Genomic DNA, 16,037 nt, shown 5'->3' on the forward strand with positions numbered 1-16,037 from the left:
TTCCAACTTCCGGTCTTCACGAGAGGGGAGTTGAAATCTTAAACCATAAAACTAAAAAACAAAACGTTATGAGTAAATGTATCTGTACGTTAGAGCCCAAGGCCATCTGGGAAAACTTTTATAAACTGACTCAAGTTCCGCGTCCTTCTAACCACGAGGAAAAAGCGAGAGAAGCCGTGATGAATTGGGCAAAAGAGAACGGCATTCACGCTGAAATGGACGAAGCGCACAACATATTATTAAGCAAACCCGCTACTCCAGGCATGGAAAACCGCAAAGGGGTAATCCTTCAAGGTCACTTGGATATGGTACCCCAGAAAAACGAGGACAAACAACACGATTTCACCAAAGATCCGATCGAAGCGTATATTGACGGGGAATGGGTAACCGCGGACGGGACTACCCTGGGCGCGGATAACGGTATCGGTGTTGCTGCCGGAATGGGTATCCTCTTGTCTAAAGACATTCCTCACGGACCAATCGAAGTATTGATCACCGCTACCGAGGAAACCGGAATGGACGGAGCCAACGGCATTCGTGCAAACTGGGTAAAAGGCGATATTCTGCTGAACCTCGATTCTGAAACCGAAGGTGAATTATATGTAGGTTGTGCTGGAGGTATCGACGGAGAAATTGAATTCACGTACACGCCGGAAGCCGTGCCAGCCGGAAGCAAAGCATACCAAATCAACTTGAAAGGATTGAAAGGCGGACACTCCGGGATGGACATCAACTTGGGCAGAGGAAATGCCAACAAATTATTCTTCCGCTTCTTGAAAGCTGTTAGCAAAGAACTAGGACTTCGCCTTGCATCCGTGTCAGGAGGAAACATGAGAAACGCTATCCCGCGTGAGGCTTTCGGTATCGTTACCGTTCCGGCTGCTAACGTGGACAAGTTCTTGGCTAAAGTAAAAGAATACGAGGGAATCTTCAAAGCCGAATTGAGTGCTAAAGAACCGAACCTCACCCTTTTCGCGGAAGAAACTGCTATGCCGAAAAACGTGATGCCGGAGAACGTGCAACACAACGTGATTAACGCCATCAAAGCTTGCCCCAACGGTGCTATGCGTATGATCGACTCTATGCCGGACACGGTAGAAACTTCCAACAATCTCGCTATCGTAAAAGGCGGTGACGGTAAGGTTGAAATATATATGCTTATGCGTTCGTCTGTTGAAACAGCCAAAACAGCCCTTGCACAAGTGGTTGATGCCGTATTTGAATTGGCAGGTGCTTCCAAGATTAACTTCGTGGGCGAATACCCGGGCTGGAAACCCAATCCGGATTCGGCTATCCGCAAAGAGATGGAAGAAGTTTACCAGAAACTCTACGGTAAAAAGCCCGCTATCATGGCTATCCACGCAGGACTGGAATGCGGTATCCTCGGTTCGACTTACCCGAAATGGGACATGGTTTCTTTCGGACCGACCATCAGTTCCCCGCACTCCCCGGACGAGAAAGTAAACATCGAATCTGTCGGCAAATTCTGGGAATTCCTGAAAGCTACGCTTGCAGCGATCCCGACAAAATAAACCGGAAAAGTTAAAAAAAACACGAGTGAGTCAAGAGTATTTTACACTTTTGACTCACTTTTTATCAGGGAAATCTCGTGACCTTCAAAATTTAAACAGTTCGACAAGGTTGTAAAGTTCTATCTCAATTATGAAAATTACATACTCCTACACGTATATATTTTACAGGCTCTCCGGAATATATATCCCCAACTTTAACTTTACGGAATAACCGGTCTTTCGTTACGACTTTAGCCTCATCTTCAAGTCATTTACTCTATTTTGCAATATTTTAACCAGAACGTATCATTTTCTTTATTATCTTTGTAGGGAAAATTCATATTATTAAAACATGACTTTAAAGAAATTGACGTTACCGGAACTACTGAAAACCAGTTGTACCAAGTTTTCTAAAAATTTATCTTTAAATTTTGTTGCAGGCGGAAAAAAAACTTACCAAGATTTATATAACGAAGTCGTATCCATTGCCAATCATTTACTTCATTTAGGCGTAAAGAAAGGGGACAAAGTAGCTATCCTGAGTGCGAATATGCCGAACTGGGGAATCACCCAATTTGCTATCGCGAATATCGGGGCTATTGCCGTACCTATCTTGCCGGGATTCTGTTCCACGGAACTTCAAAACATCCTGGAACATGCCGAAGTAAAGGTAATCTTCGTTTCCCGCTTACTGGCAAAATGTCTTGAAGATGTAAAAACACCTTTCCTAGAACATAAGATCCTGATCAATAACTTCTCCACAATTCCGGAAGGTTGTTACCAACCGGAAGAGTTAGACAAGTTAGTGCAAGACATCAATCTGAAAAACACGACTCCCCTTCCGGAAATTTCCATCGAGGAGGAAGACGTAGCATCGATCATCTACACGTCAGGAACAACCGGATTCTCGAAAGGAGTGGTATTAACGCACAAAAACCTCGTGTGGGACGCACGCCAATGCCGTACGATCCAACACGTGAGTGAAGCCGATCGATTCTTGAGTATATTGCCGATGGCACATACCTACGAGAACACGCTGGGGTTATTGTTACCCTTGATGTTCGGCGCACAGGTGTATTATCTAGACCGGGTACCGACCCCAAAACTGTTGGTTCCGGCGATGCAGAAAATACGTCCTACCGTTGTCCTGTCCGTGCCGTTGATTATCGAGAAGATATACAAAACACAGATATTACCCAAGTTCACGGGTTCCAAATTCATGAGCATGATTTACAAATTCGCCCCGACTCGTAAATTATTGAATCGGTTAGCCGGTAAAAAACTCATGGAAACCTTCGGGGGAAAACTGGTATTCTTCGGTATCGGAGGATCCAAGCTGGACGGAACGGTAGAACAATTCTTACGGGAAGCCAAATTCCCTTACGCTATCGGCTACGGTTTGACAGAAACCGCACCTATGGCGGCAGGATCGAATCCCTCCCAGACATTCTTGCAAGGCGTAGGACCTATCATGGAAGGAGTACAAATCCGTATCGACGAACCGGACAAAACCGGACAAGGGGAAATCTGGATAAAAGGTCCCAACGTGATGCAAGGATACTACAAACGCCCGGAACTCAACGCCGAGGTATTCACAGAGGACGGTTGGTTCAAGACCGGCGATTTGGGTTCTTTCGACAAGAAAGGACGCCTTTCCATCCGGGGAAGAATCAAAACCATGATATTGGGAGCTTCCGGTGAAAACGTTTACCCGGAAGAGATCGAATCAATCATCAATAATTTCCGTTTCGTGAACGAGTCCTTAGTTGTTGAAAACAGCGGCAAGCTCGTTGCGATGGTTCATTTCAACATGGAAGAACTGGAAAAACAATACCAAAAATTGAAGAGCCAAGCAGGAGATTATAAAGAAAAGATCAACGATTATATCGAAGAGCAAAAACAAGAACTTCGTGATTACGTGAACGCCCGGGTGAATAACTTTTCAAAACTACAACTGGTGTTAGTACAACACGAACCATTCGAGAAGACACCCACACACAAGATCAAACGATTCTTGTACAATAAATAAAAATAATAAAGTCGGTAAATACCGACTTTATTATTTTATATAGAAATCCAATAAACATTTTCCATTAAGGCTCATCTGCAAATGATCGCCTATCTTTAGCCCCCGTTGTCGAAAAGTATTCCCGCAATAAATTAAATCCCCGATTTTCAACATATAATATTCTGACATTCCGGCAATCAATTTTTCCGGAGTTAACGAAAGTTCATTCACTTTTCCCCGGAACACCTCCCGACCGTTCAATTGAAGCCAATACTCAATGCCGGCAACCGGCGAATCATATTTCTTTAGCTCAGATATAGCCGCCGCCCCGTCAAAGGCATAAGCCATCGTGGTTGGCAGCCCTTTCGTAGACAACGATTCGACCAAATTATCGGCATAGAAACGGATGCCGATCCCTACTTCCTCGTAATACCGTCTGGCAAAACGTTCCGCGACACACTTTCCGATCCTCCCAACCTTCACCACCAGCTGCGGAACACAACTCACCCCCGAGGCAAAAGCCGGAATATAGAAATCATCGTTATTCCTTAACAGGGCATTATCCCCGATAACATCATAAGCGACCTCTCCCGAGGCATTATATTCTACACCAAGCAATTTCATAATTGGAAAAAAATCATCAAATCACAATATCTTCGATTCCCCTCTTCGGTACATGATGCGTACCATTCGTATCACGCCAATACTTGAAATCCCCATCCTTCATGGATTCCAGTACCACCGTTTCCTTCGGTTTTCCGAGAGCGATGACATACATGATCTTCAAGTGTTCGGGCAACTGCAATATTTGACGTAGCGCATCATTCTTGAACGCTTTGATAATACACCCGCCATATCCTTCTTCCACCGCACCCAACAAAATCGTTTGAGCTTGAATCCCGTCGTCGCACAAGCAATTTTCCACGATAAAAGTATCCAGCAACTGAACCAGATAAGCCGAGGGGCGCTCGCCTTCCTCGGGACCGTCCCAATCTTTCAGGTACCCCGCCCAAGCCAGAGTATGAAACACTTTATCGCACATTGCCGCATCAAACACCGGCTTGTATTTCAACGCTTGTGCATTCCTTCCTGAAGCACAATAACGAGTCAATTCCACCAAATCAAGCAATTCTTCCCGAGAAATCCATACTTCCTGGTAAAACCGACGGTAACTCCTGTTTTTCAATAACAATTCTTTCAACATAAATCCGAACAGATTGTGATTTATAAATTGTAAATTTGTTCCGAAACAAAAATAATAATAAAATATGAATTCGTTTCTCCAATTACTGGCAAAAGATTTAATTCAAAAACACGGCAATAAATTTGATAACCTGACCATTCTGTTCCCGAACAAGCGGGCTGGTCTGTTTCTAGCCGAAGAATTGGCTCATTTAATCTCGAAACCCGTGTGGATGCCCGAAATCCTCACGCTTGGAGAATTTATCGAACGACAGACCGGACTAAAAAAGGCAGAAGAACTAACGCTCATCATCAAGCTTTACAAAACATACCAGGAATATTCCGGAACCACGGAGCGATTTGACGACTTTTACTTCTGGGGCAATATGCTATTAGGGGATTTCGATGACATCGACAAGTATCTCGTGGATGCCAAAGACCTATTCTCCAACATCACAGCTTTGCGGGAAATCGAGAACGCCTTCCCGTACCTCACCCCCGAACAAGTCGAGTTCATCCAAAGCTTCTGGCGCAGTTTCAACGCGGAGAAATACAGCCGGGAACAACAAGAATTTCTCAACGTATGGGATAAACTATACCCCACGTACAAAAATTTCAAGACAAAACTAATGGCAGAAAATCTCTGTTACGAGGGTATGGGGCAACGCCTCTTCTGCGAACGCCTCTCCCATCATCACACGGACAAACAACTCATTTTTGCCGGTTTCAACGCCTTGAACCAATGCGAGAAAAAAACATTTACCTACTTCCGGGACAACGGGCAAGCCTCCTTCTACTGGGATTATGACCTCTACTACTCGGCAAACGAGAATCACGAGGCAGGGCTATACATCCGGGAGAACATGAAACTTTTCCCCAACGCCCTGGGACTCGAACATTTCAACAACCTCCGTTACAACAACAAGGACGTGGAATACATTTCCGTACCCTCCACCATCGGGCAGGCAAAACTGATTCCCACGCTGGTCGGGCAACTCCATCCCCGGCAACAAGCGGCATACACGGACACGGCTATCGTCCTTTGCGACGAAACCCTGCTTACCCCGGTCATCCATTCGATACCGACCTCGATAGACAAGATTAACATCACCATGGGTTACCCGGCGCAAAACACGTCGGCAGCCGCGTTAATCTCCATGCTGGGGGATCTGAAACGATATGCCAAGCAAGTAGACGGCAGCACCCACTACTACTACAAGCCGGTGATCGCCCTCCTCAACCACAAATTGATCAAGAGTACTTGCCCCAACGAGATTCCGGAAATCACGAACTACATCAACGTAAACAACATCGTGTACGTGGCAGAGAAAAGCCTGCAATTCAACGATATTACCCGAGCCATATTCTCATCTGCCGAAGAAAATCTTCCCGAGTATCTCTTGAATATATTAAAAAAACTAATCATCACCCTCCAACCGGAAGCACACGAGGGACTAGCTATCGAAAAAGAATTTCTATTCACGGTATTCACCTCGATACAAGGAATCCAGAACACGTTCCGGGAAGAAAATATCGTCCCGGAGAATAAATTCTATTTACAGATTATCAATAAAATACTGCAAGGCATATCCATTCCCTTCTCCGGCGAACCGCTGGAAGGGATGCAGATCATGGGGCTCATGGAAACCCGTATGCTGGATTTCAAGAATCTGGTTATCCTCTCCGCCAACGAAGGAATCCTCCCGAAAGGCGGACACGCCTCATCCTTTATCCCATATAATCTACGAAAAGGATTCGGGCTCCCCACCCCGGAACACATGGATGCTTTGTTTGCGTACTACTTTTATCGCCTGCTGCAACGGGCAGAACACGTGAAAATCCTTTACACGGATGTCACCAAAGGAATGACCAGCGGGGAGATGAGCCGTTTCCTCTACCAGATGAAATACGAATCGGGCTTACCCATCCGGGAAACCCATTTCCAAAACAATATTTCCGTACAGGACAATCCCTCTATCTCCATCCCGAAAAATGAAGCGATTCAAGAAAAACTAATGCGTTACACCCTCCCGGGAGAACGAGGCATATCGCCCTCGGCACTCAACACCTATATGGAGTGCCACTTGAAATTCTATTTCAAATACATCGCCGGGATTAAAGAAAAGGACGAAATAGCGGAAGAACTCGATCAACGCCTGCTGGGAACAATATTTCACCAAAGCACCCAATCGCTCTACCAAACCTTCCCGGACGGGAAAATCACGGAAGAAGGACTCGATGCCTTGATGCGTGATGACGCCCTGATCGAGGAACATATCCGCCGGGCTTACTTGAAACTATACGACTCCACCGTGTCGCGTATGCTCGAAAGCGGGGCTAACGAACTTGTCCTCTCCGTCGTCAAAAAATACGTGAAGAAAGTGCTCGAATACGACAAAACCTTGTGCCCGTTCTGCGTGATCTCCATGGAACAAACATACCGGATGTCACTTGCCATCAACACGCTCGACCACCCGCTCGTGATTCACGTGGAAGGAGATATTGACCGGGTAGACCAAATCGAACGGGGCACCCGCGTGATCGATTATAAAACGGGAGCCGACAAAACTGACTTCAAAGACCTCCCGTCTATCTTCGACTCCAATAACAAGCAACGAAACAAAGCTGCTTTCCAAACCCTGCTATACTGCATGATGTACGAACACGAGAACCCCGGCACAGATCCCATCTTACCGGGCATATACAGTACCAAACTACTGTTTACCCCCAATTACACCTATTCATTGAAATGCAACAAAGAACCCATCCACCGCTTCAAACCCTATGAACCGGAATTTCAAGCATTACTCACTGACCTACTCGAAAAACTATTCTCCCCCACCGTCCCGTTCACGCAAACGGAACTCCCGGAGAAATGCCGCCATTGCTCGTACAACGAGATATGCAAACGGGAATAACCTTCGATAAACTAAAAAAATACCCCCAACAAAACCACTAGTACCAAACTCGCCATAGCTAAAGGTAATCGTAATTTATAACGAAGAGGTAATTCACTATTTTCCCCACTACCCAACTCACCAACCAATTCTTGGGTAACCGGAACGAAACTAAAACGAAATCCCTCGTATATTGCTATCCCGTAAAACAAAACATCTATCACTGAAAATGTTTCTATCATCATACTTTTCGCAACCTCCCAATCAACCAATTGCAGGACACTAAAAAAACTTTGTTGCAATTGTCCCGCACTAATTCCCACGTAACTGAAAAAGTTACCCAACAAACACCCCAGAAAAGCAAACACTCCTCCTATAATACCAAATTTAAGTTCCAAACCTATTCCAAAATAACGAACCGTGAAGCCGACAAGCAAACCGACACCTATTGCCATGTATCCGATTTGAAAATTTAATGCCACGGATATAATCGCCCACAATGCCGCACTCACCAACATAGCAACACAACCACCCAGTAAAGCATATCCCACACTTTGGTGTAATCTTAACCGTTCTAAAACTTCTTCCGAAACAGAAATTTCTCGAACCATTCTCCCCTCTTCCACAGCTTTTTCTTCCATGGCAACCACTGCTTCATCCAAAATATAATGTCCGCACTCTTTCTCAAAATCCGCTCGTTTATGTGTCAAATTACAAACAATTCCCGCCAATATTCCCCCTTCAAAAACATTTCCACAGAAATCCCAACATAATCCTACCCAAGAAAAACATTACAACTTTTCTTTTGCCATCAAATAAAAAGGAAGCCGGGATTCAAGATGCATTCTCACGAAATTCTCCAATTCTTCATCAGAAAGCCCCACCAACAAAGGGCGCATTCCCCGCTGTTCCCGTAAACGCCCGATTAACTCGGGAAAAGAAGTATCCAAGAATAAAGTATGTCCCGCAGCGTTCATGCAGTCCATATTATCAAAAAAACAAGGGGTTCCTCCCCCCGTCGCCAACACGAAATCGTCTTTCCGGGCACAGAACTCGTGCAATATTTCCCGCTCTAATTCCCGGAAAAAAGATTCTCCCTCCCGGACAAAAATATCGGATATACCACAACCGGCACTCTCCTCCACGAGGGCGTCCAAATCCCAAAAAGGAATGCCCTTCTCCCGGGCTAATTCCCTTCCGAAAGTGGTCTTGCCACTTGCCATATACCCGACAATAAAATATTTCATACCACCAGTTACTCGAAATCCAGCTTCATCTGCGACTCGTCACTCAGCATATCGGGATTGGTTATCTCGAAATCCACATCCGTTCCCCCCTCTTCCGTCTGTTCCTCTTCCCCGGAATCCAACGGTTCGATCTCCCGAATCTCCTTCACCTCGTAGGTTGTCAAACGCTTACCCCGCGCCTTGTAGGACTTCTCGGCGATAAACTCGTCAGCAACAATCACCTCTGCCGGACGATTCTCGTAACGTCCCCCAAACACGATCTCGAACCGCGGGCGTTTCTCCCCACTCAAACAAACAAGATATGATCCCTCGCTCTCCCCGATAAAGGAAGTAACTCTCGCCATATCCTCGAACCGGAAACGCTTCAAGTAATAGAATTGCTGTTCCGCATCAAAGAACACGGCAGACCATACTTTCTCGGAATCGAACTTCTCGAAAACAAGATACCCATCCTCGTAATGGTTACTCAAATCATAGTCGGAAGTATTGTACATTCCGTTCTTATTCGCCACCAGAATCCGGTCTTCCCCTTGGAACTCCCCGACATAACGTCCCCGGCTGTCCGTGTTTAAACGCAATACGTCCTCGTCCAACCATATCTTACGCCCACCCAACGTGGAAACTCCTTTCTGCACCAACGATATCTTATGTATATCATTCTTGCTCAGCAAATTTCCTTGAGAATCACGTCCCTTGATTGCCAACGTGGCGAAATCATACTCGGAAACCAACTTCTTCATACCCGGCTTAGGCTTCAGGCATACTTTAATCACCTCAGCCTCCCCGTTCGGGTTAGCACTGAAATACAATACCCGAGAACCAGCTGTTCCCTTCGTCAAATTGTATTGCTTGTCACGGGTAATACCCGTCACACAAAAACGCTTCACGTACGACGGACCGTATTTCCCGTCACGGTAAGCCACGTTATATATCGTGCGCTTGTCATTCTTCTTGAACACGTTCACGTGCAACACGTCTTTTCCCACGAACAACTTATCCGCCACTTTCGTCACGTAATAAGTACCATCCTTACGGAAAATAATCACGTCGTCAATATCTGAACACTCGCAAATAAACTCGTCCTTTTTCAAAGCGGTACCGATAAAACCTTCTTCCCGGTTGATATACAACTTCTCGTTCGCCACCACCACTTTCGTCGCCTCAATATTCTCGAAATTACGAATCTCCGTGAGCCGTTCCCGTCCCTTGCCGTATTTCGATTTGATCCGCTTGTAATACTCGATGGAATAAGGAATAATATGTTCTATATCAAACTTCACCCGGGTAATCTCCTCTTCCAATCCCTTGATATAATTCTCCGCTTGCTCGGAATTAAACTTCAAGATACGCTTCATCTTGATTTCCAACAACTGCTTGATATCGTCGTCCGTCACGGGGCGAATCAAGTGGGCAATAAATGGTTCCAAACGCTTGCGCACATGTACCACAACCTCCTCTACCGATCCGCTCTCCTCGAATTCCTTATCCTTGTATATTCGTTCCTCGATAAAAATCTTCTCCAGAGAAGAATATTGCCAGTCGGTTTCCAACTCTCCCAGCTTGATCTTCAATTCCAGCAACAACAAAGCGACCGTGTCATCCACCGATTTCCGCAGAATATCGGACACCGGCATAAAGACCGGCTTATCATTCTCGATCACGCAAGAATTCGGTGATACGGAAAGTTCACAATCCGTGCAGGCATACAGGGCATCTATCGTCTTATCCGAAGAAACCCCCGCCGCCAAGTGCACCAAAATCTCCACGTTCGCCGCCGTGTTATCATCGATTTTCTTGATCTTGATCTTTCCCTTCTCGTTCGCCTTCAAGATCGAATCGATCAATGCCGAAGTCGTCCGACCGAACGGGATCTCGGTAATTCGCAATATCTTGTTTCCCGCATCTTTTTCAATCCGGGCACGAATCTTCACGACTCCCCCCCGGATTCCGTCATTATACTTCGATACGTCGACCATACCTCCCGTTGGGAAGTCCGGGTACAACACGAATTCCTCGCCCCGCAAATAAGCCACACAAGCATCCAACAATTCGTTGAAATTATGCGGCAATATCTTGGAAGCCAATCCCACGGCAATACCTTCCACACCCTGCGCCAACAGCAACGGGAACTTGATCGGCAAAGTGACCGGCTCTCTTTTACGACCATCGTACGACAATTTCCAATTCGTGGTCTTCGGGTTGAAAGCCACCTCCAAAGCGAACTTCGACAAACGAGCCTCGATATACCGCCCCGCGGCAGCATCATCCCCCGTAAGGATATTTCCCCAGTTTCCCTGGCAATCCACCAGCAGATTCTTCTGTCCCAGCTGCACCAGCGCATCCTTGATGGAGGCATCCCCGTGCGGGTGATACGACATGGTACTCCCGACGATATTCGCCACCTTATTGTACCGCCCGTCGTCCATCTCACGCATGGCGTGTAATATACGGCGCTGCACGGGCTTCAACCCGTCATTCACGTAAGGCACGGCACGTTCCAGAATCACGTAGGAAGCATAGTCCAAAAACCACCTTTCGAACATTCCCGACAGATGCTTTATCGACCGCACCCGCCCGTTCTCCTCGTGATGTTCTTGTTCCGGCTCCTGAGGCACCACATCCTCTACTTCCTCGTTATTTATCTCCTCGCTCATATAAATTGAAAATTGAAAATTGAAAATTGAAAATGAACCACATCATCCCAATTTTTTAATCTAAAATTTAAAATCTAAAATTATTAGATTTCATCCTTCTCCACGTACAGATTGTCTATAATAAAATCTTGTCGCTCGTTCGTGTTCTTGCCCATGTAATAAGCCAGAATCGTCCCTATCGGATCCTGCTTCGTCATGCGCACCGGTTCCAGTCGAATATCTTTCCCGATAAACCCGCCGAACTCGTCCGGCGAAATCTCTCCCAAACCTTTAAAGCGCGTAATCTCCGGCTTAGGTCCCAACTGCTTGATCGCTTTCTCCCGTTCGGCATCCGAATAACAGTAACGGGTTTCTTTCTTGTTGCGCACCCGGAAAAGCGGGGTTTGCAAAATGTAAAGATGTCCGGAACGCACCACATCCGGAAAGAATTGCAAAAAGAACGTCAACAACAACAACCGGATATGCATACCGTCCACATCGGCATCCGTTGCGATGATGATATTATTATATCTTAATTCCTCTATCCCGTTCTCGATATTCAACGCCGCCTGCAAGAGATTAAACTCTTCATTCTCGTACACGATCTTCTTGGTCAGACCGAAAGAGTTCAACGGCTTACCTCTCAAACTGAACACCGCCTGCGTGTTCACATCCCGCGACTTCGTGATCGACCCGCTCGCCGAATCCCCCTCGGTGATAAATATCGACGATTCGGTCTTCCGCTCGTGATTCGAGTTAAAATGCACCCGGCAATCTCTCAATTTCCGGTTATGCAAGCTGACCTGTTTCGCCCGCTCCCGGGCAATTTTCTGGATGCCAGACATCGCCTTGCGCTCCTTCTCCGTTTCCACGATCTTGCGCAACAACAATTCTGCCGTATCCGGGTTCCGGTGCAGGTAATTATCCAATTCCTTCGTGATAAAATCAAAAATAAAATTCCTCACCGAAGGACCTCCCGGTGCGATATCCTTCGACCCCAATTTGGTCTTCGTCTGGGACTCGAACATCGGCTCTTGCACCTTTATACTAATAGCCGCGATAATCGACGTACGAATATCCGCCAAATCAAAATCTTTCTTGTAAAAATCGCGAATGGTCTTCACCACCGCCTCGCGGAAAGCCACCAGATGCGTACCTCCCTGCGTCGTGTGCTGCCCGTTCACGAAAGAATAATATTCCTCTCCGTATTGCCGCCCGTGCGTCATCGCCATCTCGATATCATTCCCTCTCAAATGAATGATAGGATAAATTCCCTCGCCACTCATATTCTCGGACAACAGATCGTACAACCCTCGCTTCGAGTGGAACTTCTGACCGTTGAAAACAATCGTCAACCCGGAATTCAAGAACACGTAATTCTTGAACATCGCCTCCAGGTAATCCGAAATATAGTGGTAATTCCCGAACAACTCCTTGTCGGCAACGAAAGTCACCAACGTACCGTTCGGCTCGCTGGTCGGCACAATTTTCTGATCCTCCACCACCAACGCTTTGCTATAACGCACCAGCTTTGTTTCCCCGTCACGGAAAGCTTGTATGGTAAAACTCTCGGAAAGCGCATTCACCGCCTTGATACCTACGCCATTCAACCCCACGGACTTCTTGAAAGCCTCGGAATCATACTTCGCCCCCGTGTTCATCTTCGAAGACACATCGATCAGCTTACCCAAGGGTATGCCTCGCCCGAAGTCCCGCACCGACACAGTACGCTCCTCCACCGTGATAATAATCTCGCTCCCCGCTCCCATCGCAAACTCATCGATACTATTATCCACCACCTCTTTAACCAATATGTATATTCCATCATCCATCGCTGCACCATCGCCCAACTTCCCTATATACATACCGGGACGCAAACGTATATGCTCCCGCCAGTCCAGCGTACGAATAGAATCTTCCGAATAATTCTCTACCATATGTCCTCCATGTTTTGCACAAAAATAATCAAAACAAATCAATGAAATAAATTTATTCGTGAAATTTTTCCAATCACGAATCACCTCATCACGGAATCATCCCATCGTAAATCTAAATTATTTATAAGCCACCTCCTTAAACCCGTACACCCGCTCCATTCCCTCGCTATCCTTCAAAATCAGCTGCCCGTATTCATTCACGCCCGCAATGGATGCCCGGAAACTCCCGTGCTCGTCTTCCCAGTCGAATTCCCCGGAACGCCGATACATCACTTGCAGAAAATCCCGATCCAATGCCGCATAATCATACACTTGTTCATATCGTTTCCCAATACACTCCAACAACTCCTCCAACGCCTTTTCCAACGGCAACTCTACCCCGGTAAGCTGAAATAAAGATACCGGATTCGGGGCATCCGACACGAAACACTCTTGATTAACATTCACCCCGATTCCACACAACGAGCCTCCCACGTACGCTCCCATGATAGAATGTTCAATCAATATCCCCGAAATTTTCTTGTCTTCCACGTAAATATCATTCGGCCACTTCACCGAACATTCCTCCGCGTAACAGGATATAAAATCACACGTTCCCAGAGCAATCACCATCGAGATCGCGAACTGTTCTCCCGCCGCCAACGCCTTCGGTCGAAACACCACCGTCATCGAAATATTTTTCCCCGGCTCACTCTCCCAACGATTCCCAATCTGTCCTCTTCCTTGAGTTTGTTTACGAGTCAACACCACCATTTTATCCTCCAACACACCCCACCCCAACTTCTCCGCCTGATTATTCGTCGAGTCCAACTCTTCGTATTCTAAAATCTTAAATCCGCTTGCCTGATATTCACGCATAAAATTCTACTTTTAAAGAAACAAAAATAGAATTTTTCCCCCATTCACACAACTCTATGCCATTCATTCCTCGTGTGAAAATTATATACGCCCCTACCTTCGCAGCCTCATCAAAGCTCCTGCATAGCACAAATATACGGAGATATAGTTGCTATAACCGAGAAACGAAGAGGCTCCGAAGAGGAGAGAGTATAACCCTAGTAACGGGAGGGATATAAACGCCTTTCTCTCGTGAGGAATAACAAGAATACCAGAATTTAGTACAACTCCTGGAATAATTCAAAGAATCCCTGTGGATGCAGGCAAGCGGGACAAACTTTCGGGGCTGCAGGTCCCTCGTGGATATAACCGCATTTACGGCAATACCACCTCACGGTTTGCGGGCGTTCAAATACCAAATTTTCTTGTAAATTGGATAGTAATTTACGATACCTTGTTTCGTGATTTTTCTCCGCCTCGATAATCATTCGGTACATCACGGCAATATCCTTGAAGCCCTCTTCCTCTGCTACTTTAGCAAATTCCGGATACAGGTGATGCCATTCATCATATTCTCCTTCTGCTGCTTCAATCAAGTTAGAAGCCGTATCGGCGATGATACCCGCGGGATAAGCAGCCGTGATCTCCAACATCCCGCCTTCCAGGCGACTAAAGAAACGTTTAGCGTGCATCTCTTCCTGTAATGCCGTTTCGTAGAAGATTCCGGCTATTTGTTCGTAACCTTCTTTTTTGGCTACTTCAGAGAAAAACGTGTAACGATTTTTTGCTTGCGACTCTCCGGCAAACGATTTCAATAGATTGGCTTCCGTCATGGAACCTTTAACATTCTTTACCATAGCTTTTTCCTTTTTCTTACGGAAAGGGAAAGTTACAGGTTGCAAGTTTACAGGTCACAAATGCCAATATAGCCTGTTTCTAAATAAGCTGCTGGTAGTATAAATACCATTCACATTTACGCATTTTCATCCTTTAGTTGTCACGTATTTAGATATAATTTTGTATGCATAGAAATTTATGGAGAATAAATTTTCACATAACAACTAGATATGTCTAAGATTTTAAATAAATTACGTGAAGATATTCACTTCATCGAGGGAATGAACAGTTGCATGAATTGCGGGGTATGTACCGCTATTTGTCCAGCTGCCGAATTTTACAATTACGATCCCCGGGTGATCGTGGAAACCGTGCAACGGGGAAACGAGGAGGAGATCGAGGAATTACTGAAAAGCAACACGATCTGGTACTGTGGAGAATGTATGTCGTGCAAGACCCGTTGTCCGCGTTGTAATACCCCGGGACTGATTATCATGGCTTTGCGCAAGGTATCACAAGAACTAGGGTATTTCGTCTACTCGGAGAAAGGACGCCAGCAATATGCCTTGAAACACGTGATCGGGGAATCCATTCTGAACCGGGGATATTGTGTCACGCCCGATCTGGTAAAACCGGAAATGCACCCGGAACAAGGTCCCGTGTGGGAGTGGATATACGAACACTTGGATGACGTGTACGAACGGATGCACTCGAATTATCGCAAGCCGGGAGCCGGTGCTTTACGGGAAGTTGATAACGAGAGCATGGACGAACTGCGAAAGATTTTTGACGTCACCGGGGGCACTGAATTCCTGAATAACATTGACCAATGTTCTCAACGTGAGGCTGACAATGAAAAGGTAGACTTGGAAGAAGCCTATTTCCTAAAAACATACATGGAGAACACGGGAAAACATCAATAAAGCAATTGAAAATTGAAAATCTAAA

Annotated in this window: 12 protein-coding genes; 4 read left to right on the plus strand and 8 right to left on the minus strand. The window is 46.0% G+C overall.

Annotated features, from left to right (window positions below; genetic code table 11):
- Positions 1-68: 68 nt before the first annotated feature.
- Both A3CY_RS0106140 and A3CY_RS0106145 read left to right on the plus strand, forming a co-directional pair.
- Positions 69-1,532: an aminoacyl-histidine dipeptidase gene (locus tag A3CY_RS0106140; RefSeq protein WP_018337031.1), complete on the plus strand. Its 1,464-nt coding sequence runs from the start codon at positions 69-71 to the stop codon at positions 1,530-1,532.
- A 331-nt stretch (positions 1,533-1,863) separates the two neighbouring features.
- Positions 1,864-3,540, plus strand: coding sequence for an AMP-binding protein (locus A3CY_RS0106145; RefSeq protein WP_018337032.1), 1,677 nt, complete (start codon positions 1,864-1,866; stop codon positions 3,538-3,540).
- 30 nt (positions 3,541-3,570) lie between these two features.
- Here A3CY_RS0106145 and A3CY_RS0106150 read toward each other — a convergent pair whose 3' ends face one another.
- On the minus strand, positions 3,571-4,143 hold the full coding sequence (locus tag A3CY_RS0106150; RefSeq protein WP_018337033.1) for a fumarylacetoacetate hydrolase family protein: 573 nt from the start codon (positions 4,141-4,143) through the stop codon (positions 3,571-3,573).
- 16 nt (positions 4,144-4,159) lie between these two features.
- The gene (locus A3CY_RS0106155; RefSeq protein ID WP_018337034.1) at positions 4,160-4,723 is read right to left on the minus strand and encodes a nitroreductase family protein; all 564 of its coding nucleotides are present in this window, start codon (positions 4,721-4,723) and stop codon (positions 4,160-4,162) included.
- Positions 4,724-4,787: 64 nt separating this feature from the next.
- Between A3CY_RS0106155 and A3CY_RS0106160 the strand changes: the two genes are divergently transcribed.
- Positions 4,788-7,619: a PD-(D/E)XK nuclease family protein gene (locus A3CY_RS0106160; RefSeq protein WP_018337035.1), complete on the plus strand. Its 2,832-nt coding sequence runs from the start codon at positions 4,788-4,790 to the stop codon at positions 7,617-7,619.
- Between the two features lie 11 nt (positions 7,620-7,630).
- On the opposite strand, the gene A3CY_RS23165 is transcribed toward A3CY_RS0106160, so the two are convergent.
- From A3CY_RS23165 to rbr, 6 genes are all read right to left on the minus strand, one after another.
- Positions 7,631-8,308: a hypothetical protein gene (locus tag A3CY_RS23165; protein WP_205619909.1), complete on the minus strand. Its 678-nt coding sequence runs from the start codon at positions 8,306-8,308 to the stop codon at positions 7,631-7,633.
- Between the two features lie 81 nt (positions 8,309-8,389).
- Positions 8,390-8,845 (minus strand): shikimate kinase, encoded by a 456-nt coding sequence (locus A3CY_RS0106170; RefSeq protein ID WP_026207369.1) that lies wholly within the window; start codon positions 8,843-8,845, stop codon positions 8,390-8,392.
- Between the two features lie 8 nt (positions 8,846-8,853).
- Positions 8,854-11,499 (minus strand): DNA gyrase/topoisomerase IV subunit A, encoded by a 2,646-nt coding sequence (locus A3CY_RS0106175; RefSeq protein ID WP_018337038.1) that lies wholly within the window; start codon positions 11,497-11,499, stop codon positions 8,854-8,856.
- An 83-nt stretch (positions 11,500-11,582) separates the two neighbouring features.
- On the minus strand, positions 11,583-13,415 hold the full coding sequence (locus A3CY_RS0106180) for a DNA topoisomerase IV subunit B (RefSeq protein ID WP_018337039.1): 1,833 nt from the start codon (positions 13,413-13,415) through the stop codon (positions 11,583-11,585).
- Between the two features lie 117 nt (positions 13,416-13,532).
- Positions 13,533-14,273 carry a biotin--[acetyl-CoA-carboxylase] ligase gene (locus tag A3CY_RS0106185; protein WP_018337040.1) on the minus strand — a complete coding sequence of 247 codons (741 nt, stop codon included), beginning with the start codon at positions 14,271-14,273 and terminating at the stop codon, positions 13,533-13,535.
- A 257-nt stretch (positions 14,274-14,530) separates the two neighbouring features.
- Positions 14,531-15,109 (minus strand): rubrerythrin, encoded by a 579-nt coding sequence (rbr, locus tag A3CY_RS0106190; RefSeq protein WP_026207370.1) that lies wholly within the window; start codon positions 15,107-15,109, stop codon positions 14,531-14,533.
- A gap of 210 nt (positions 15,110-15,319) precedes the next feature.
- On the opposite strand from rbr, the gene A3CY_RS0106195 reads away from it, so the two are divergent.
- Entirely contained in the window at positions 15,320-16,012 is a 693-nt protein-coding gene (locus A3CY_RS0106195) for a 4Fe-4S dicluster domain-containing protein (RefSeq protein ID WP_018337042.1), read from the plus strand.
- Positions 16,013-16,037 lie beyond the last annotated feature (25 nt).

Origin of the sequence: Butyricimonas synergistica DSM 23225, assembly GCF_000379665.1 — a bacterium.
Lineage (GTDB): Bacteria > Bacteroidota > Bacteroidia > Bacteroidales > Marinifilaceae > Butyricimonas > Butyricimonas synergistica.